Annotated in this window: 19 protein-coding genes; 3 read left to right on the plus strand and 16 right to left on the minus strand. The window is 34.7% G+C overall.

Going from position 1 to position 20,031, the window contains the following annotated elements; all coding sequences use genetic code 11:
- Positions 1-94: 94 nt before the first annotated feature.
- Positions 95-1,243 carry a peptidogalycan biosysnthesis protein gene (locus G3A47_RS03010; protein WP_166920278.1) on the plus strand — a complete coding sequence of 383 codons (1,149 nt, stop codon included), beginning with the start codon at positions 95-97 and terminating at the stop codon, positions 1,241-1,243.
- A 536-nt stretch (positions 1,244-1,779) separates the two neighbouring features.
- Here G3A47_RS03010 and G3A47_RS03015 read toward each other — a convergent pair.
- A complete protein-coding gene (locus tag G3A47_RS03015) occupies positions 1,780-2,649 on the minus strand; it encodes a diacylglycerol/lipid kinase family protein (protein ID WP_166920280.1) in 870 nt (289 codons plus the stop codon).
- Positions 2,650-2,713: 64 nt separating this feature from the next.
- Here G3A47_RS03015 and G3A47_RS03020 point away from each other — a divergent pair, with 64 nt between their 5' ends.
- Complete coding sequence (locus tag G3A47_RS03020; RefSeq protein ID WP_166920282.1) at positions 2,714-3,676, plus strand: App1 family protein; 963 nt, start codon at positions 2,714-2,716, stop codon at positions 3,674-3,676.
- Positions 3,677-4,140: 464 nt separating this feature from the next.
- On the opposite strand, the gene G3A47_RS03025 is transcribed toward G3A47_RS03020, so the two are convergent.
- The 15 genes from G3A47_RS03025 to G3A47_RS03095 form a co-directional block, all read right to left on the minus strand.
- Positions 4,141-6,054: an ABC-F family ATP-binding cassette domain-containing protein gene (locus tag G3A47_RS03025; protein ID WP_166920284.1), complete on the minus strand. Its 1,914-nt coding sequence runs from the start codon at positions 6,052-6,054 to the stop codon at positions 4,141-4,143.
- A 490-nt stretch (positions 6,055-6,544) separates the two neighbouring features.
- Positions 6,545-7,543, minus strand: coding sequence for a TerC/Alx family metal homeostasis membrane protein (locus G3A47_RS03030; protein WP_166920286.1), 999 nt, complete (start codon positions 7,541-7,543; stop codon positions 6,545-6,547).
- Positions 7,544-7,573: 30 nt separating this feature from the next.
- The gene (locus tag G3A47_RS03035) at positions 7,574-9,085 is read right to left on the minus strand and encodes a helix-hairpin-helix domain-containing protein (RefSeq protein ID WP_166920288.1); all 1,512 of its coding nucleotides are present in this window, start codon (positions 9,083-9,085) and stop codon (positions 7,574-7,576) included.
- Positions 9,082-10,497 carry a PP2C family serine/threonine-protein phosphatase gene (locus G3A47_RS03040; RefSeq protein WP_166920290.1) on the minus strand — a complete coding sequence of 472 codons (1,416 nt, stop codon included), beginning with the start codon at positions 10,495-10,497 and terminating at the stop codon, positions 9,082-9,084. Before G3A47_RS03040 ends, G3A47_RS03035 begins: the two co-directional genes overlap by 4 nt.
- 5 nt (positions 10,498-10,502) lie before the next feature.
- Positions 10,503-11,555 carry a TerY-C metal binding domain-containing protein gene (locus G3A47_RS03045; protein WP_166920292.1) on the minus strand — a complete coding sequence of 351 codons (1,053 nt, stop codon included), beginning with the start codon at positions 11,553-11,555 and terminating at the stop codon, positions 10,503-10,505.
- Positions 11,556-11,885: 330 nt separating this feature from the next.
- Positions 11,886-12,521 (minus strand): vWA domain-containing protein, encoded by a 636-nt coding sequence (locus G3A47_RS03050; RefSeq protein WP_166920294.1) that lies wholly within the window; start codon positions 12,519-12,521, stop codon positions 11,886-11,888.
- Positions 12,522-12,664: 143 nt separating this feature from the next.
- A complete protein-coding gene (locus tag G3A47_RS03055; RefSeq protein ID WP_166920296.1) occupies positions 12,665-13,324 on the minus strand; it encodes a TerD family protein in 660 nt (219 codons plus the stop codon).
- A 15-nt stretch (positions 13,325-13,339) separates the two neighbouring features.
- On the minus strand, positions 13,340-13,891 hold the full coding sequence (locus G3A47_RS03060; protein ID WP_166920298.1) for a TerD family protein: 552 nt from the start codon (positions 13,889-13,891) through the stop codon (positions 13,340-13,342).
- 9 nt (positions 13,892-13,900) lie between these two features.
- A complete protein-coding gene (locus G3A47_RS03065; RefSeq protein ID WP_166920300.1) occupies positions 13,901-14,866 on the minus strand; it encodes a hypothetical protein in 966 nt (321 codons plus the stop codon).
- 26 nt (positions 14,867-14,892) lie between these two features.
- Positions 14,893-15,981, minus strand: a complete 1,089-nt coding sequence (locus G3A47_RS03070; RefSeq protein WP_166920302.1) for a toxic anion resistance protein — start codon at positions 15,979-15,981, stop codon at positions 14,893-14,895.
- Between the two features lie 4 nt (positions 15,982-15,985).
- A complete protein-coding gene (locus G3A47_RS03075) occupies positions 15,986-16,594 on the minus strand; it encodes a TerD family protein (protein WP_166920304.1) in 609 nt (202 codons plus the stop codon).
- Positions 16,595-16,597: 3 nt separating this feature from the next.
- Positions 16,598-17,152, minus strand: coding sequence for a TerD family protein (locus G3A47_RS03080; RefSeq protein ID WP_166920306.1), 555 nt, complete (start codon positions 17,150-17,152; stop codon positions 16,598-16,600).
- Positions 17,153-17,155: 3 nt separating this feature from the next.
- Positions 17,156-17,962 carry a phosphoribosyltransferase family protein gene (locus tag G3A47_RS03085; RefSeq protein ID WP_166920308.1) on the minus strand — a complete coding sequence of 269 codons (807 nt, stop codon included), beginning with the start codon at positions 17,960-17,962 and terminating at the stop codon, positions 17,156-17,158.
- Positions 17,963-17,964: 2 nt separating this feature from the next.
- Positions 17,965-18,630: an HAD family hydrolase gene (locus G3A47_RS03090; protein ID WP_166920310.1), complete on the minus strand. Its 666-nt coding sequence runs from the start codon at positions 18,628-18,630 to the stop codon at positions 17,965-17,967.
- 83 nt (positions 18,631-18,713) lie between these two features.
- On the minus strand, positions 18,714-19,289 hold the full coding sequence (locus G3A47_RS03095) for a TerD family protein (protein WP_166920312.1): 576 nt from the start codon (positions 19,287-19,289) through the stop codon (positions 18,714-18,716).
- Positions 19,290-19,632: 343 nt separating this feature from the next.
- On the opposite strand from G3A47_RS03095, the gene G3A47_RS03100 reads away from it, so the two are divergent.
- Positions 19,633-20,028 (plus strand): DUF983 domain-containing protein, encoded by a 396-nt coding sequence (locus tag G3A47_RS03100; protein WP_166920314.1) that lies wholly within the window; start codon positions 19,633-19,635, stop codon positions 20,026-20,028.
- Positions 20,029-20,031: the final 3 nt, after the last annotated feature.

The following is a 20,031-nucleotide window of genomic DNA, read 5'->3' on the forward strand; positions in this document are numbered from 1 at the left end:
AATTAAATCTCAAACGGGTTTTTCTTAATAATTACTTAAACCGAAATTGGTTCTTCTAAATATTATCTAATTTTGACAAAATTAGCTTCCACTTTTGAGTACAACTTATTCTTTCCAGATTTACAATAGCGCTTCATTACTGCCTTTAGAATGGGATGCGCTTACCACCGAAAATATCTTTTTGACACGGAAATATCTCGAAGTACTCGAAAAATCTTCTCCGGTGAATATGTTATGCCATTTTATCGGGCTTTTTAAAAATGATACCCTAATCGGAATTGCTTTAACTCAATTTATTTTCGCAGAAAAACTGGAATCTTTTGGCGAGCGGGATCAATGCTTAAAAACATCTGTTCGCAATTTTGCGTTCAAGAATTTTGCTTCACACGTTTTATTTGTCGGGAACAATATGCTTACAGGTCAAAATGCTTTTTCAATTTCAGAAAATGCCAATCAGGCCAAAGCGATTAAAACACTCCATAAAGCCATCACTGAACTTAAAAAAGATTTTAAAGCAAAGGGCAGAAAAGTTCATATTACCAGCATAAAAGACTTTACAGAAAGTGAAATAGAACCTTTGAAAAGTGAATTCAAGAATAATTTTACCTTCTCCACACAGCCCAATATGGTTTTTGAGATCAATTGCGACTGGAAAACGGAACAGGATTATATTGATGCCCTTTCTAAAAAATATCGGGACCAATACAAACGTGCCCGCAAAAAAGCGGAGGGAATTGAAAAACAAAAAATGTCGCTTGATGAAATCATAAAATATGAAGATGTTATATATGACCTCTATTTTCATGTGGCAAAAAATGCTCCTTTCAATACTTTTTTCCTGGCCAAAAATCACTTCCGGACTTTTAAAGAAATCATGAAAGAAGATTTTCTTTTTTATGGTTATTTTTTAGATGGAAAGTTAATCGGGTTCAATACTTTGATTCAAAATGGTGCCGTAATGGACACTTATTTCCTAGGGTATGACGAAAGTATTCAGCGCGATAAAATGTTATACCTCAACATGCTTTACGACATGATAGCCTATTCTATCAATCATGGCTTTTCGGAAGTTATATTTGCAAGGACTGCCCTCGAAATAAAAAGTTCTGTAGGGGCAAAACCGGTAAAAATGTATGGTTTAATCACCCATAGCAATGCTTTAATCAATAAAAAAATAGGTAAACTGTTTGATTACCTAGAACCTAAAACGGAATGGAAGGAAAGAAATCCGTTTAAGTTGTGAGTTCTCAGTTGTGGGTTTTGAGTTATGAGTTATGGTCCGTTTTTGTTAAAAATTACTAAGGCAAATTCAGAAATAAAAGTCCGAAACCTAGGTTATCATTGACTTTGTACTATTCTGAATGTATCTGGCAATTCTGTTATTTCTAATTATGAATTACAAAAAAAACTTCATTCTGAATGCCGCCATTAGTTGTCGAAATACTTGTGTGACTTCTCCTTCGTCGAAGTGACAAAGAAAGTAATTATTTCTTATTTTTAGTATGAGACTCGAGCGATAGACAATAGGCAAAGTAAATCACATACGCAATTCGGTAAATATTAACAACATAAAGTATTGAGCTTATAGTGTGACTGCACTTATACAGCATTCACAATTCATACAAATTCTTTGATACTATATACCTAAAAAAATGACCCAAAAATCAATCAAACAAAACACACCGATTTCCTGACTCACATTTTACATTTTACAACTCACATCTCACAACCCACAACTGAGAACTCACAACTCAGAACTGGCAACCTGAATTAAAAAGTCTAAGGAATCGCTATCTTCATCTGTTTGTGCAAAATATGGATATCCAAAGAAGTCTGTGCGCCACAATACTCCCCATCAATCTGAAAATTAACCGGGTAATTGGTTTTAATCGTGGCTTTATCTGTTGAGATAATCACAATATCATCGGAATCAATGGGCATATTTCCGGTAATAATTTTCCCGAGTAATAATAAATCCAGGCTTTTAAGAATTACCAATTCAAATTTACCATCGTTCATGGCTCCATTAGGATTGATTGTAACACCTGTTCCGTATTTCTGAGAGTTTGCAATAACAATCATTCTTGCCGTATGTTCGACTGTTTCTTTATTAGCGGTGATTGTAGCAACAAATGGATCACTGGAATCAACCAGCGTCGTGTAGGCCTGCAAAGCATAACCCCAAATCCCACGCCAGTTGCTTTCTTCGTAGTTTTTTACCAAATCGGCATTGATTCCGATATCACTCAAATGGATGCTTTTTTTCCCGTTAATAGAAATCATATCTATTTCAATATAAGGACGCAAAAAAGCTATGTTTAGGTTCTCCTCTATTGAATCCGGCAAATTCAAATCAACAGACAGTCCGTTGGCAGAACCTGCGGGTAAAATACCAATAACAATATCATACTGTTCCATTGCTTCGGCTACCATTTTTATGGTTCCGTCTCCACCGGCAACAACAATTCTTTGTGGACTGCATTCTTCATAAAGCGCTTGTATTGCTTTAACATCAGACTCACCTGTTGTTTCATACACTACTAAATTAAAGTTATTTACATCCGAAAACTCATAAACAGCATCCATTAAATCTGATTTGTCCAGATCTCCGGAAATAGGATTTACAACAAAAACGATATTCTTTTTCAAAATTTAATTTCTAAAACCGATTAAAAATAATTAATTTACAACTTCATATAAAAGTACACAATTAATGAAGCCAATTCTACAATTATATCGGGGTTATGCCAATGATCAGGAACTAATCGTGATGGGACATGTCTTTAAAACCTTGTATAATTATGATTTTCAGAAGAAAAACTTCAAAAACGCTACTTCTATTGTCAACTTATTTCGAATAAAAACCATTCGAAATTTTGATGTTTACCTAAAATTCGGTCATCAGGAAATTCATTCGAAAACGATGGATGACGGTTATTTCAAATTTTGTATTCCACTTCAGGACGAACCCAATTTTGGGTGGATGGAATATGAAGTCAGCATCAAATACAAATCTGAAACCTTAACCGCAAAAGGCAGTTTTATAAGACCTCACGAAGGAAATCTCGGTATCATATCCGACATTGATGATACTTTTCTGATTTCGCACACCCGAAATGTCTTCCGGAAAATATATATCCTTTTATTTAAAAATGTAAATGACCGAAAGGTTTTTAATGATGTCGTAACGCACTATCAGGCTTTAAGTTCTGCCGGAAGAAACAATAAAGAAGAAAAAAATGCCTTTTTCTTTGTTTCGAGCAGTGAATGGAATTTGTACAATTTTATTGTAAAGTTTACTAAAATACATCATCTTCCCAGAGCTGTTATCTTATTGAAGGATATCAAAACCGGAATTACTGATTTTTTCATGAGCGGCAGTGGCAATCACGATCACAAATTTGAAAAGATAAAACATGTTTTGCAATTCTATCCCAATCTTCAGTACGTTTTGTTGGGAGATGACTCGCAACAGGATCCCATTTTGTACGAACGGATTTGTAAAATATTCCCAATGACTGTAAAGGCTGTTTATATCAGGCAAACCGGTAAACATCAAAAAGAAACTACCAAAGCCATTCTCAAAAACCTGGAAGATTTAAACATCCCTGTTTGTTATTTTAAGGACAGCAGCAAAGCTATCATGCATTCTAAGTCTATTGGGATTATTAGATGATACTGTTGCGTTGTTGTTGCGTTGAATTAACCGCAAGGGGCGCAAAGTATTACGCAAGGGGGCGCTATTTTTGCTTGGGGAGCTTATGGTTTTCTCTCGCAAAGTCGCGAAGTCGCTAAGTTTTTTTTTGCGTAAAGCTGATTATTTGTTTCGCTATAATCAAGATTATTGAAGTTCTTTTATCCTGTGTCAACAACAAAAAAATCAATTTCTTTGCGACTTCGCGTCTTTGCGAGAAAATCTACCTGCAAAGATTGTAAATAATTTTTGCGCGTTTTTTTGCTTTCTCTTGTAAAGACGCAAAGTTTTTTTTAGCTGATGTTTCAATAAAAATATAGGAGTACAAGCACTTTCTCTTTTACCCCAAAATGATCAGATTTTCTATACTACAGCCAAAAGAACCATAATAGAGAAAATCTGAAAACTAAGACCAAGACTGAGACTAAAAACTGCGACTAAAAAAACTAGACACTAAAATTATCAATCTCTTCCTGAACGATTTCCCAATCTAATAGTAACTGATCCAGATCTTCTTTCTTTTTATTATAAGCTGTAAAAAAGGAAGCGTCTTCTATATGTTTGTCATAATTAGAAGCCAGCATCTTATCGTCGTGCTGAATGTCTTTTTCTAATTGGCTGATCTGACTTTCGATTTTACTCAATCTGTTTTGCAGTGCTTTTCCTTTTTTCTGATCTTCGTAAGAAGTTTTATTGGTTTCTTTTGGAGCTGTTACTTTTGCAACGTCTTTTTTCTCAACTTCACGCATGTTTTCAAGATTGCGTTGTTCTAAGAAATAATTGATGTCTCCGAGATATTCTTTGATTTTCTGATCTTTAAATTCGTAAACAATATTCGACATTCCCTGAAGAAAATCTCTATCGTGAGAAACCAATAATAAAGTTCCGCCGAACTTTTGAAGTGCCGCTTTCAGAACATTTTTAGACTTGATGTCTAAGTGATTCGTTGGCTCATCCATCAACAAAACATTGATTGGCTGTAACAGTAATTTACAAAGAGCCAAACGGTTACGCTCACCTCCTGAAAGTACCTTTACTTTTTTCTCCACATCATCGCCACGGAATAAAAAAGAACCTAACATATCACGAACCTTAGAACGATTACTGTCCATTGCTGCATCTTCCATGGTTTGCAGTAAAGTAATCTCACCATCCAGGTATTCTGCCTGATTTTGGGCGAAATAGCCTAATTGAACATTGTGTCCTAACTTAATTGTTCCCTGATATTCAAACTCGTCTACAATCGCCTTGATAAAAGTCGATTTTCCCTGACCATTCTGACCCACAAAAGCAATTTTGCTTCCGCGTTCCACCAATAAGTTAATGTCTTTTAAGATCACCTTCTCGTCATAGGCTTTGGTCACATTTTCGGCTTCTACCACTACTCGTCCCGGTTCTTTTGATACCGGGAAAGAAATATTCATAACCGAATTGTCGTCTTCATCCACTTCAATTCGCTCTACTTTATCTAATTTTTTAATCAACGATTGCGCCATCGAAGCTTTTGAGGCTTTCGCACGGAATTTCTCAATTAATTTTTCTGTCTCTTCAATCTTTTTGGCCTGATTCTTTTGTGTTGCCAATTGCTTCTCACGGATTTCATGACGCAACTCCAAATACTCTGAATAAGGTTTATTAAAATCGTATGCTTTTCCTAAGGAAATTTCAATGGTACGATTGGTCACATTATCTAAAAACATTTTATCGTGCGATACAATTACCACAACTCCCGGATAATTACGAAGGAAGTTTTCTAACCAAATGATACTCTCGATATCTAAGTGGTTGGTAGGCTCATCCAGCAACAATACATCATTGGACTGCAATAACAACTTAGCCAATTCGATACGCATTCTCCAACCACCCGAAAAGGTTTCCGTCTGGTTATTGAACACTTCTCTCTTGAAACCTAAACCTAATAGAATTTTTTCGGTATCTCCCACATAATTGTAACCCCCTAAAAGATCAAAACGATGAGTGTAATCCGATAAATCTTCAATAATCTGGCTGTATTCTTCACTTTCATAATCGGTTCTGGTCACCAATTGATGATTGATCTGCTCTAATTTTTTCTCAACAATTTTAATGTCTGTAAAAGCTTCATAGGCTTCTTCCAAAACGGTTCTTCCCTGCTCAAAATCAATATCCTGACGCAAAAATCCCATTCTGACTTCTTTTTCAGTAGCAATTTGTCCTGAATCCGGTTTAAAATCTCCGGCAAGGATTTTTAACATGGTCGACTTTCCTGCACCATTTTTCCCCACAAGTCCAACACGGTCTCCCGCGCCTAAACGAAAAGTAACTTCTTCAAATAAATATGTTCCTCCAAAAGAAACCGACAAATTGTGTATATTAAGCATAATGTATGACTATTGCTGTACGCGATAATGGTTTACGAGACCATTGTTATTTATTAAATTAACGTGTAAACGGGCAAAAAACAGCCCTTTTCACTGTACGTTTTGAAAGTGCAAAAGTATAACAATTAATTGAAGTTTCTATGCTGAAAAACAATAGCTTCTGCAATATTCTCCGATACAAAAAAACGGATTGAAAATTACATGTAATTTCCAATCCGTTTTATTTATCAGCTTAAGCCGTTGGAGGCAATTATTTTTTAACACATAGGAACATAGTTTTGAAAACGAAAAAAGGCGTTTCACTTATCTCAAATTTCAATTGTCAGTCTGAGCGAAGTCGAAGACCTCATAGTTGGACTATGTGACAGAAACGAGTTTCTTTTTTAGACTCTTTTTCATAAATAAAGCCTATGTTTCTATGTGTTAAGTATAATTATGCACAACCGGTTAAGCTTGTGCTTTTTGCGGTTTTAAAAACCTCTTCTTTAAATTAAGCTTCTTTAACTTCCGGCATCATGATAGAAGCCACAACTGAAATTACAAGAACGCTTCCAATTACCAATAAAGAATAAACAGAATCTACGTGGTAGAATGGAGAAATGATCATTTTTACTCCGATAAAAGATAAAATGATTGCCAAACCGTATTGTAATTTACTGAATAAGTGAATAAAATTATCCAATAAGAAAAACAATGCTCTAAGTCCTAAAATAGCAAAAATGTTTGATGTATAAAGAATAAACGGATCATTTGAAATAGCAAAAATTGCCGGTATAGAATCTACTGCAAACAATAAATCGGTAAACTCAATTACGGCTACCACTACTAAAAGCGGTGTTGCTAATTTTTTTCCGTTTTCATAAGTGAAGAATTTATCTCCGTCGTATTTATCACTCACGCTGAAAAACTTTCTGATAAGTCTTGCTCCTCTGGTATTGTTGTAATCTTCATCCTCATCCTCATCTCCTGAAGACCATGATTTGATCCCTGCATAAACCAAAAACAATCCGAAAGCTGTCATGATTAGGTTAATATCGTATTTAAATCCTGGGATTCCGGCAAAACTTAAAAGTTTATTCAAATACGTAAGTTCGATTAAGAAAGCTCCTGAGAATATAAAGATGGCTCTTAAAACCAAGGCTCCAACAATTCCCCAAAACAAAACTTTATGTTTATTTTGATTGGCCACATCAAAAAACTTGAATACTAAAATGAAAACAAAAAGATTATCAACAGAAAGTGCTTTTTCGATCCAGTAGGCAGATTGAAATTCATAGAATTTTGCCGATCCGGCGAAGTGGTACACTAAACCACTAAAAATCATCGCTAAACTAATCCATACTAAAGACCATGTTACGGCTTCTTTATTGGTTACTACGTGACTTTTTTTATTGAAGATTCCTAAATCCAGCAATAGCATGATAAGTACTGCTACGGCAAAAACGATAACCAGACCAGGATGTTCTGAAAAAATTGGGTGTTGATTCATTTTAGATATTAATTAAGTTAAATTTTAAAATTATGTATTAGCCATTGTTATTACGATTACTCTTCCTCCTTCTTCATTAGAAAGGAGTATTTTTTTCCCATTGGTAAGTTCTACCATAGTACCTATTGGTATTTCCTTATCTTCTGTCAAATCTTTCAACGAATTTAACTTCTGATTGACCAATACCCACTGCCCTTTGAAAAAAGTAAAATACCCCACCGGTACCTTTTGTTCGGGGGTCAATTTCTCATTTCTGGCAATATTACGATTAACGTGCCATAGAAACAAATATTGATCCTTATAAACCATCAATCTATGATTCTCGGGCTTCCAGACGGTATCCTGAAATTGATAGTACAAATCTAAAACCGGAAGTGTGCCTTCATGAGCTGTTCCGCAAAACGGACATTTTGGACGATTTGTATTGTCAAAAACATACCATTTTTGTTCGCAGGCCGTGTTATGGCATTTCTGCATTAAATCGGTTGTTTTTAACAAGGCAATTTCCCATTCTTCTGCATTAGGTCTTTGCATCGGATTATGCAATCCGTCTATAAAAACTTTATCGAACAGTGCTTTCAAATAAGGTCCCGTGATGGCATACGGCAATTTAGCAATATCAGCCCATGGCAAATCCCATTTTGAAACCTGATCAAGTTTGGGTCTGTTTGTAGCATCTGTTGGATGCTCGATAAACATTGCCTTCTCTCCCATTGACAACAGATCGTCTTTTTCGGTATCTAAGTCGTGTACTTTTCCACCTTTTAATGGATGCCTGTGTAGCAAAAACATATAAATAAGAACCGGCAGTGCATGCAGATCCGTTAGCCTGTTTGGCAATTTTCGGTTTGGATCTGCTTTGTCCAGATGTTTGGTCGCAAGCACTTCGGGTGCAATAAATTCTGCAGTACCAATTACTTCGGCCTGAAAAACACCCGGTACGACTAATCCGTCCAGATCAATCATACAGGCCGATCTTTCTACAGGATCTATCAGCACATTGTTATAAGACAAATCAGAATGCGCCAATCCCATAGCGTGCATCTTTTTTACACCACGTGAGAGATTTACACAAACCTGAAAATAACTCAGCCAATCTCCCAACTCGGAATTGGCTACTCGTAGCGGAAAATGAGGGTTTCGGAACTTAGGCCCTGCAAACCATTTTCCGTTTTTTTCTTTTCCTTGAATTAAGTCACTTGTCTGATAGCCTTTCCTAAAGAAAAACTTCGAATGGTAAACCGGAACAATTATGCCTGTTAAACTCTTATATTCAATAACATCTGTAGGCCATCTGAAAACTTCATTTAAATAATAATCAGCCGCTTCTCCATTTTTGATTTGAGCAAAATATTTATTCGTTATTCTTTGCAATCTTTCTTTTTGATTCGCATCTAACTTATCTCTAAAAATAGCGACCACATATTTTTTGTCGGGACTAAAATAAACGTCTTTTACGCCACCACGCATGGGTTCTCCGCTATCCACAAACTGATAGGAATTGGCAGGGTCATTGATTGATCTTACGGTGACTATACTCATATCTGGTAAATTATAGCAAGCGTTCTGTCGTCATGATTTCCGGGACTCCAAAAATCCATCCAGTTAGAGAGCTGTGCTGCAATAGCGGTATTATCTTTCTCAAAATCGACTTTGGCTTTTTCTTCATTATTTCCTTGCAGATCGGATAGAAATTCAATCCATTTTTCTGTTTTTTCCAGATTAGCCTCCACTTCAAATTTGGGATCGTAGATGCCATCGGTCATCAACATCAGATAAGCGAAATCATCTACTAATTTGAATCCGAATCGGGAAGAAAATTTCTCGTTTTGAAAGATTTCGGGCATCGTTATAAATCGTGTGCCGCCACCAAACTCTCCTGCATCTATATGATTCATTAAGCTTACCTCCATCAAATCTTTACTGACTAAACCTATCGGACAATCTCCAACTCCAAAGCTCAAAATTGCATAACCAAAATCATATTTTTTAACTAAGGCAAAAATTAAAGTAGCATGAAAACTTTTCAGTTCTTCGCCCTGCTCTGTGGCAAATTCTTCTATTTTTTGATGGGCATAATGAGCCGCTTTCGACAAATTATTACAAACAAAATCGTTTATTTTTTGAGTTGATTCAGAATCTGTTTTAGCATAGTGCTTTACTGCCAGCGTATCAAATTCGTTCCAAATTTCAGTATCTAAATTGGTTTCAAAATATTCAATTACGGTTTCACAGGCTAATTTTGATCCTTTTCTCGACAACGATGCAGAACCGGCACCATCGGAAACAGCCAAAATACTCCATCCGTTTGATTTGAAATTTTTAAATGCAAAATCATCCTCTCTAAAAGATCCCACATTAGCATGACTGCGTCCTCTTTTAGACGCTACTACAATATTTTTATCTAAAAACACATCAGAAACCGCTATATGATCTTCTTTGCTGAAAAGAGCATTTTTATCGCTTTCTATGTTTTTCCATAATGACTTTGGATCAGGATTTATGATGACCGTAAATACCTTTTCATTCAATTGTGTTTCTTGTGGTTCTCCTTCTACTTTAAAACGCAATTTTATTTTTAAGTCTCCACTTATTTTTGGGAACCCAAAAAGCTTTTTTTCGTTAGAGTCAAAATAAAGCCCTGTCTCTTCTGAAATTTCAAACTCGTAAAAATTAATAGTATCCCAATCCAGCTTCATAAAGTCCATTTTTAATTCGTATGCTTTATTCACCGTACCGTTGGGCAAGAAAGAAGCGTGCTGCATAATATCGTCAATTCTATTCTTTAACATCCAATTATCCATAATCAACTGCTGCTTTTCTTTTATTATTTTTACTGCTGCATTATTTGTTTCATCACTAATAAAATCCTCAAAAAGCGATTCTTTACTTTTTGGAATATCGATTTTATGCTGAAATAAAAAAGACTGAAGATATCTTTTGGTCTCTTCCATAGGTATTATCCTTGCGTTCTGTTTACATCAAAACCACTGTCACCGTAACCATAAGATCCTTGATTATTACACCACGGACAAGTACTGATATCTTCGTCACCAATACAATGTATTTTATCGCAAATACAAACGGCAAAAGCAATTTGATTGCCACAGCAAGGGCAAGTCGGACTACCAATAAGCTCTTCTGTATTTACTTTAGTTGTGAAAGTGGTATCGTCTGCCAATTCAAAATAAGCGTTATCAACCTGATAAGCGCCCACCAGTCTGTAATTTTTTGAAGCCAACTCAACCCCTGCATAAATTGATGGTGCAAGTGTTTTGCGGTATTTCATTAAATAAGGCCTTTTTGAATTTTGACATTTACCGCTCAGCACGACAAAATTATCATCAACATATTGTTTAATAGGCTCTGCTTTTGTCAGATCTATTTTAGAAAGTGTTTCCCCATCTAATTTTGCCAATTCAAAACCTGATGCATTATTTTCTACACTAATACTACTTGTTTTGATAGAATCTGTAACCCATCTGAAAAATTCTTTATACGATTGTACATTTGTATTTTTAAAATGCAGCACATTTTCGGTCAACTCTCCCAATAGTTTTGTATCGGTTTCATTGCCAAAAGAAACGGCAATCAAATTGGCTGTTCGCTGCCAATTTTCTTTCCATTCTTTTATTGCGGCCTGACTGTCATCTGTTGGAACTCCATCTGTAAATAGAAATACAATTGGTTTCCAGTCTCCTTTTACTTCATAAGTCGTTTTTACAATATTATTTCTTAATTCGAACATTAAATGTCCTAACCCCTTACTCAATGATGTTCCGCTTCCTACCGGAAATTTAGGAGGATAAAAACTCGCTATTTCCTGCAGAGGCACCAATGTTTTGGGCTGACCTGCAAAAACGATAATCGAGACAAAAACTGTTTCCAATGCATAGGGATCTGTTTTTAAGGCCTGGATTATGGTCGCTAACCCTTCTTCAACCTGCTGGATGGGTTCTCCAACCATTGATTCCGAGATGTCAATCAAAAAATATATAGGTAATCTTCTCATTTTAAAGGGATTTTAATAACATTAAAAAATAATTACAAGTACACATTGTATCCTAATCACCGATCAATCCAACGCCAACCCTAAATAGATTTGATAAGGATTTAAAAAAAATAAAGAGTAGCAAAAACATACCGTTTAAAAAATAAAAAAATCCCTTTAATCAGTGAAATCTGTGGCTGATCCTTTTTTTAGTTTACCACAGATTAAAGGGATTAAACTGATTATTTCTAAATTTTTAGAATTCAATTCGTGTGAATTTTTGCCGCGAATTGCTCGAATTTGCACGAATTATTATTAAAAATCAGGTCAGGCAAATCAGATTGATACGAACTAAATGACTACTGTTATTTCGCTTGGCGGTGGGGGCAATAGCACACTTTCTCCTGTTCCCTGGCTTTTGTTGCCTTGTTCGATCGTTTCAGAAACCCATTTGAAAAATTGCTTTAAAGTCGAACTGTCTGCTGAAGCTAAATGAACCACATTGGGAGTAAGTTCTTTAAGAATACTGTCATCTGCCATATGACCGGCTGCACAGCCTACAACTGCACCAAAATTTAATGCTTTAATCTCTTGTATTTTTTCTCTGTAGAATTGAATATCTGAAGGTTTTCCATCGGTAAAAACAAAAAGCAAAGGTTTCCAGTCTCCTTTTTGAGTTGCCGAACCTTTTATCACTTCTGCATTTACTTTCCGGATTACAAAATCTAATCCGGCTCCTGTATTGGTAGGGCCACTTTGAGGGCAGCTAATCTCCGGAAGCTGAAAATGAACCAGCTCGGTTAAGGGCACAATTTCCTTTACTTCCCTGTCAAAAGTTACAATACTGATCCAAAGCGAATCCAAGGCTTGTGCATCTGAACGCAGGTTATTAATCATTCCGTTCAGTGCATTATTTAAAGCCTGAATTGGTTCGCCGTACATTGATCCGGACGTATCTAATAAAAAATATACTGGTAATCGTCTCATCGTACTATTTTATTTATACTGGAATACTATAGGCCTGTGTTTCTGCCATGTTTGCATCTGCAATAGAACTGATACTGTGGTTCCATTACAACTACTGTATGAACCTCATTTAAGAAACACTTAGCCTGATTTTTGATTTTGTACTATAGGTAAGAGGCTACAATTTTGTGAATCGTCTGTCCTAAAAAAGTATCGTTTGTCGGATCACCAATGGCACTAAATTTCCATTCGTTATTTCTTTTGTATAGCTTACCCATTATGATCGAACGTTTGTTTACGTATTGCGAATCGGCAGCAACGTTATAAGAAGCAAACTCAGAAGCAACTCTTGTTGGTGTTCCTTCGTACATTCTGATTTTAGCATAAGGAATCTGAGAAAAATCCTCATTCCCGGCATTATTCAGGAAGAAAAATATCTGATTTACATTTGAATTCACTTTTGATAAATCTACTGTGATAATTTCGTTATCAAGGCCATCATCTCCTCCGGTATCTCCGGCAAGATCATCACCGGTATGTTTTAAAGCCCCGTCAGAAGTTAATAATTTACCTTGTGGCAAACCAAATTGCTGCAAAGCTTCTATTCTGTATAAAGGAGAATACAAATGGTCACAAACTTTATTCTGGTCGTCAATAAGTACACAACTTAAATCTAAATCGACCTCTTTTACGTTTTTAGATAAACCTAAAAACCCTTTGGTCTCAATAGCTCCCCAGTTTACTCCAACACAGAAATTAGTTAGTGTTTCACCGCTTGATTTTCTTAAATCAATTTTTTGTCCTTTGGTTAAGTTAATTGCCATGCTTGTAAATACGGTTTAGTTATATTTATTTAAGTAATCTTGCAAACCACCTTTCATTCCGATTCCAACTGCTTCAAACTTCCACTCTTCGTTTCTTTTGTAAATTCTTCCAAATTCAACTGCTGTTTCGATAGAGAAATCCTCATCAAGCTCGTATTTAACCAACTCCACATTAGATTGATCTAAAATTCTAATAAACGAATTTCTGATCTGTCCAAAATTCTGTCTTTTTGTATCTGCGTGATGAATGGTAACCACAAAAGAAATTTCGTGAACATCCGGCGAAATTTTAGACAAGTCTATTTGTATTTTTTCATCATCACCATCTCCGGCACCCGTTAGGTTATCTCCAACATGAACAACAGCCTGATCCGGTGACTTTAAGTTATTGTAATAAACAAAATGATTGTCATTTGGAATTTTTCCATTTGCACCAACTAAAAATACTGAAGCATCCAAATCAAAACTTGTCCCGGTATTGCTTGAATTACTATCCCATCCCAAACCTACAGTAAATTTAGGAGCACCAATACTTTGTCTTTGTCCTTTCTCTAAGTTAATTGCCATTTTATTTTTTTAATTAATATTAATATTCAACATTGTTTTTAAAATATTTGTTTGCTCATCAACATTCTGTAATTCGTCCAGAAAATCTACTGATGAAATTTTTTCGTGGTAATCTTTCAGTACCTCCAAAACCGTTTCGGGCAGCGTTGTTTTTATGGTGCTGAGTTCTTTCTTCAACTCGGCATTTTTAGTTTTCAAATCTCTCAAAATACTTTCTTTGGCAGAACCATTTTTCGAAATATCAACTCCCAACGTCACTTCTTCATTCCAGAAATAAAACGATTTTTCGTTCGTGACAAAAACAAATTTATCGTTAGAGTCCCTAAACTCGTAAATTTCTATGGTCTCGTTGTTACAGACCAATCCACACAAAAACTTAATTTTAAAATTCAGGATATTCAATCGTCCTAAAAGTTTCTTTTCAAATTTAGCATGTGCATTTTCGTATACACTTTTATTAAACTGCGAAAGCTTTTCATACTGTTCAATTGTAATTTCTCTGTAGTATTCGGCCTGAATACTTTGCGAAAAAGTCACTATCTCATTCCAGCTAAAAAAACTGTCTGTCTCTGAAGCAAACAACTGATAGAGCTCTTCTATCTTTTTAGACATGTTTTGTGAGTGAACCTGCATTTGTTTGGCAAACTTCGTCTCACCGATTTCTAATTTTAATTTTGATACAATATCATCATTAATATAAATCTCGTCCGTAATTAAAAGATATTGTTGCTCTTTTGATTTTTTAATTTTTTGAAACAAATCGATAAGACTGTTTGTAAACTGAATATGAAACAATTCCAGTTTATTAATGTCCAGTATCCGATTGTTCTGAAAAAGAGTATGAATGATTTTCGTTCTTACCAAAACCCCAACAAGATCCTTGTGATTAAAGAAATTGGATAACAATTCTAAAATCACAAGTTTTCTGTTACTGTCTTTTATTATTTGAAGATATCTCTCCTCTTCCTCCTGCATTTATCTAATTTCAAATATTCAATTCTCTAGCTTATTACGCCTTTTTTCAATTCTTGCTCCAGGCTTTGTAAACCGGCATCCAATTGTCTTCTGGTTTCTGTACCTTGATCGTGTATTTGTTTTACTTCTGTCAGGGTATCGATCAAAGATTTTGTCGTCATTTTAAGTGTTTCAAGAGAAACGATAGTATTCTCGTTTTCTCTGGCCACTTCAATACTGTTTTGTTTCAGCATTTCTGCATTCTTCTGTAAAATAGTATTGGTCGTTTCAGATACTCTTCTTTGAATTTCAATGTTCTGTTTTTGTCTTTGTAAAGCAACTGCCAATGTAAGCTGGTTTTTCCAAACCGGCATAGTAGTCGTCAAAATAGACTGTGCTTTTTCTGCAATAGAAGTGTTGTTGTTCTGAACTACTCTAATTTGCGCCAAAGATTGCAACATAATAAAACGCACGATTTTCATATCGGCAAGACGTTTGTCTAATCGATTAATGAAAGTTCTCTTATCCGAAATTTGATAATCCTGATAATCCGCACTTTTTCCTTCCATTACAGCAAGCTCTTCGTTCAGTTCTTTAAAACGAATCTGTCCCGCAATAATGTGTTTTTCCATTTCTTTGATCAGATTCACATTACCATCAAACATCGTTTGAAGTGCGCTGTTATCTTTCACAGAATTGATCATTCCCGCTTTTACTTTATTACTGATTTTATCAATATTTACAGTAATTCTGTCGTACTCCTGGAATAATTTTTTTACATCTGTAATCAATTTATTCAACACCGGAATTTTAGACAAAAATCTTTTAAACGGCCCCTGATCTAACTGATCTACGTCTACATAATTTAATTCTGTAAGCAAATCATTAATCAAAGTTCCTACCTCACCTGAATTGTACGTTCTGACATTGGTTAAGAAATTATCACTTTGCTTAGCGATCGAATTTTGAATTTCGGCACCATAATTCAGAATCGAATTGGCATCGTTTTCATTCAATTGATTAGAGATAGACTTGTAATTATTTACATCTGCTTCTGTAATTGAAGCCAAATTTACATTTCCGTCTTTGTCAATTAAAGCTGTATTCTCCTGAGTAACTAATTGGTTTTCCAGCATGATTTTATAAATGGTTCTGTTGAATGGTAACTATCGTTTGCTCCAGTTTTTTATCGTTTGTTGGTACACCAACTGCGCTAAATTTCCAGTCGTCATTTCTTTTGTAAAAAACACCTAAAACCATAGATACATTTCCGGCAAAAGAAGCATCGTTTGCGATATCGTAACGTGCGAATTCTTCACTTACTCTGGTTGGAGTTCCTTCGTAAATTCTGATAGAAGCAAAAGGAATATCTTTAAAATCCTGACCTCTGAAACTGTTTATAAAAAAGGCAACGTGGTTTGCAGCCGGTGATAATTGAGAGAAATCCAAAGTAATTACTTCGTTATCTAATCCGTCATCGCCATTTAAATCTCCTGTTAAATCGTCTCCACTGTGTTTTACAGCACGATCATTAGAAATTAGTTTTCTAAAGTTTACAGAATCAATGTGATTTTTTTTATCGTCGTAAATAGCACAGCTGGCATCTAAATCTACCGCTTCTTTTTTAGAGCCAAAAAATCCTTTTTTCTCGATTGCTCCCCAGTTTACACCTACGCAAATGTTTTGCAATTTTGTACCGTTACTTTTTTCAAGATTAATACGTTGTCCTTTTTCTAAATTAATTGCCATATCTTAGTTATATTTATTTAAGTAATCTTCTAATCCGCCTTTCATTCCAACACCCTTCGCTTCAAATTTCCATTGACCGTCTTTGTTGTAAATTCTTCCAAATTCAACTGCCGTTTCAATAGAAAAATCTTCTTCTAATTCGTACTTAACAATTTCAGTAGCATTAGAATCATCTACAATACGAATGAATGAATTACGCACCTGACCGAAATTTTGCTTTCTGTTGTGCGCATCATGAATGGTTACAACAACACAAATTTCTTTTGCCGTTGTATTAATTTTGGTTAAATCTATTTTTATCTGCTCATCATCTCCGTCTCCGTCTCCTGTCAGGTTATCTCCTGTGTGAATAACCGCTTCATCCGGAGATTTTAAATTATTATAGAATATAAAATGAGAGTCTGATAATATTTTACCACTATCACCTAGAATAAAAACAGAAGCGTCAAGATCAAAACCCGAACCTGTACTGCTGTTGTTTGTATCCCATCCTAAACCAATTGTAAATTTTGGCGCATTTATATTTTCTCTTTGTCCTTTTTGCAAATTGATAGCCATAGTTTAATCTATTTTTATTACGTTAATATTGCTTTTATATTCTAAAATTTGATGATAGTTATTACTGATTGCCAGGTGAAATAATTCGTTACTTTTTGCAGTCGGAATATTGGCCGCTAGAAAAGCAAACTGCTCTTCATTCAGGCTTAAAATAAATTTCACAATTCTGGTATTGTACTGAAAATGCTCACTGTTTATAATAGAGACAATATCTTCTACATTATGAACAGCAAAATAATTATAATGATTTTCGATATTGGGATGAATGTCTTTGTTTATTAATTCTGCGAAATAAACAAACACAAAATCGCCTTTAACATCGTATTGGTTCAGAATCTTTTTAACCGTGTGTTCGTGACTACCGGTTATCTTGATGTCATCAACAAAAATGCAAAGTTTGCCTTCGATAAAATTGCGATCGATGTAGTACGTATCGTTTGATATTAATTTGACTCTCTGCTCAAAATCTAAATTCCCATAATCGGTAACATAAGTTTGATTTCTGTAAATTTTAGATTCAATACAGGATTTTTTACCATTTTTAAACAAAAAACCATTAAGTTCTTTCTTAAAATAGTAGCATAAAAAATTGGATGCGGTTGGAATTGACAAATAAGGACTTGGTAAAATGACAATCTCTGTATTAGACAAGATCAGATCTTTAAATTGAACAGCAAATCCTTCAAACAATTCTTTTGCAAATCGCTCTGCATAGAATTTATCTCCAAATTTAAATCTGCTATAGGCCGCTTCCTCAAAAGGGCAGTTGTCTCTTTCTGTTATTTTGTGTAAGCTGTAACTTTTATTCACTTTTAATTTTTTAATAAATGTGCACTAAAACCAAACTTTAATGCGCCATCGTAATCGGCAATGCTGTTATCTCCGATATGTAAAACCTCTTTTTTTTCTATTTTTTTATAGGTACTAATTTCATCCAACACCAATTGAAAAATCTCCTGGTTTGGTTTTGAGAAGCCTACTTCGTCAGAATAAATCTGAAATTTAAAATAATCGATCAGCTCGTAATGCTGCAATACCTTTCTTAACGTTCGTCCTTTAATAAAAGCCGTGTTACTCAAGATATTAATCGATTTACCCTGATCGGTAACGTCTTTAAACATTTTTTGTATCTCCGGATAAATCAAAACCGGTTTGTACTCCAAAAACAATTCTTCTGTATGATCATAAAACTGAGACAGGCGATCTGTTCCGTTTTTATCCATATCTACATCTAAAGCGCTTAAAATTAAATAATAAATTTCGTATGTATCTAAATTTAAACCTGTTTTTTCGTTAATATTATTACAGAGAACATCATAATATCGAACTACTTCATTTACTTTTTCAATTCCGTGATTAATTTCAAAGAAATCCTTAAATAATAAGTTTCTTCTTTGTTTGAATTCCGGATTTGACTTTATTAAAGTCAGCCACAAATCAAAAGAAAGGTGGCTGTAATTTTCATAATTTATATTCAAAAGTCTTTATTTTAAAATGCATACTATAAACTGCATCGTTTACTCAATCAACACCATAATCGATTCACTCAGAATCAGCGTTTTTATTTAATTATTTCTCCTGAGTAATATTTCTCCAGAAAAAAACCTAAATCGGCTCTGTAACCGATACCTGAAGCTTCAAATCTCCAATTGCCATTTCGTTTATACAACCTGCCAAATTCTACTCCCGTTTCTATCGAAAAATCTTCATCTAATTCGTACTTGGCAATTTCCTGACCGTTTGCATCATCTACAATTCTAATATAAGAATTTCTCACCTGTCCGAAATTTTGCTTTCTGCGTTCAAAATCTTCAATAGTCACTACAAAAAGAATTTCTTCAACGGCAGCATCAATTTTACTCAGGTCAACTTTTATTGCTTCGTCATCATCGCCATCGCTATTCCCTCCTGTCGGATCATCTCCTGTGTGTTCTAATGCTCCGTCCGGAGAGTTCAGATTATTATAAAAAACAAAATATTCTTCTCCTAAAAGTTTGCGGCTGGCATTAATCATAATAGCCGAAGCATCTAAGTCAAAATTGTGTCCTGTTCCTTCATTCGGGTCCCATCCTAACCCAATTGTAATCTTAAACAAGCCAATATCTATCTTTTGCCCTTTTTGTAAATTTATAGCCATTACGATATTTTAATTAGAATTTGATAAACTATACAATGATACAAAAAAGCCCATCATGAAAAATGTGGGAGTACGTAAAAAGCGAAATATTTATCAACAAAATCAACAAATATCATGCAAAACAGAACTATTCCGAATATTCTTGCACAAACATATTCAGAGCCAAAGCACTACGAAAAAGAACACAAAACGCGAACAAACGAGATTCTCAAATCATTTAAAAAGAAAAACTTTATTAGTATATTTACAATAAATTCGAAGCAATCAAAAAATGATTATGCCTTGCGGAATTAATAAAACCCTAAATCAAATCTCTACTTTTCACTAATACTGCTCGTACCAAATGTTTAAAAAAGGATCCAAAATAAAAAGTATTTTCACAGGAAGTTGTCCAAAATGTCAAAATGAAAGCATGTATTCAGACAGTAACCCGCTTCATTTGACCAAAGTTCTTAAAATGAATGAGAATTGCAGCCATTGCGGGTTTAAATACCTAATTGAACCTTCTTTTTTCTATGGCGCTATGTATGTGAGCTACGGATTGAATGTTGCGGTCGGAATTGCCGCTTTTATCATTTCATTCGTCTTTTTTGACTGCAGCATCGAAGAATCTTTTCTGGCTATAATTATTACATTAGTACTATTGTTCCCTTACGTATTGCGTCTTTCAAGAAACATTTACATCAATATGTTTGTTTCTTATGACCCGGAAGCAGATCCAAAAGCAAAAAAGAAATAAAGG

This window comes from Flavobacterium poyangense, from assembly GCF_011751075.1.
Classification (GTDB): Bacteria; Bacteroidota; Bacteroidia; order Flavobacteriales; family Flavobacteriaceae; genus Flavobacterium; species Flavobacterium poyangense.

Bases quoted from the DNA above. Each gene is read 5' to 3' on its own strand.
- G3A47_RS03095 (WP_166920312.1), bottom strand. From the start codon at position 19,289: ATGGCTATAAATTTACAAAAAGGGCAAAAGATAGATATTGGCTTGTTT.
- G3A47_RS03020 (WP_166920282.1), top strand. From the start codon at position 2,714: ATGAAGCCAATTCTACAATTATATCGGGGTTATGCCAATGATCAGGAA.
- G3A47_RS03080 (WP_166920306.1), bottom strand. From the start codon at position 17,152: ATGGCTATCAATTTGCAAAAAGGACAAAGAGAAAATATAAATGCGCCA.
- G3A47_RS03050 (WP_166920294.1), bottom strand. From the start codon at position 12,521: ATGAGACGATTACCAGTATATTTTTTATTAGATACGTCCGGATCAATG.
- G3A47_RS03035 (WP_166920288.1), bottom strand. From the start codon at position 9,085: ATGAGTATAGTCACCGTAAGATCAATCAATGACCCTGCCAATTCCTAT.
- G3A47_RS03045 (WP_166920292.1), bottom strand. From the start codon at position 11,555: ATGAGAAGATTACCTATATATTTTTTGATTGACATCTCGGAATCAATG.
- G3A47_RS03100 (WP_166920314.1), top strand. From the start codon at position 19,633: ATGTTTAAAAAAGGATCCAAAATAAAAAGTATTTTCACAGGAAGTTGT.
- G3A47_RS03065 (WP_166920300.1), bottom strand. From the start codon at position 14,866: ATGCAGGAGGAAGAGGAGAGATATCTTCAAATAATAAAAGACAGTAAC.
- G3A47_RS03055 (WP_166920296.1), bottom strand. From the start codon at position 13,324: ATGGCAATTAACTTAACCAAAGGACAAAAAATTGATTTAAGAAAATCA.
- G3A47_RS03060 (WP_166920298.1), bottom strand. From the start codon at position 13,891: ATGGCAATTAACTTAGAGAAAGGACAAAGACAAAGTATTGGTGCTCCT.
- G3A47_RS03070 (WP_166920302.1), bottom strand. From the start codon at position 15,981: ATGCTGGAAAACCAATTAGTTACTCAGGAGAATACAGCTTTAATTGAC.
- G3A47_RS03030 (WP_166920286.1), bottom strand. From the start codon at position 7,543: ATGAATCAACACCCAATTTTTTCAGAACATCCTGGTCTGGTTATCGTT.
- G3A47_RS03025 (WP_166920284.1), bottom strand. From the start codon at position 6,054: ATGCTTAATATACACAATTTGTCGGTTTCTTTTGGAGGAACATATTTA.
- G3A47_RS03075 (WP_166920304.1), bottom strand. From the start codon at position 16,594: ATGGCAATTAATTTAGAAAAAGGACAACGTATTAATCTTGAAAAAAGT.
- G3A47_RS03040 (WP_166920290.1), bottom strand. From the start codon at position 10,497: ATGGAAGAGACCAAAAGATATCTTCAGTCTTTTTTATTTCAGCATAAA.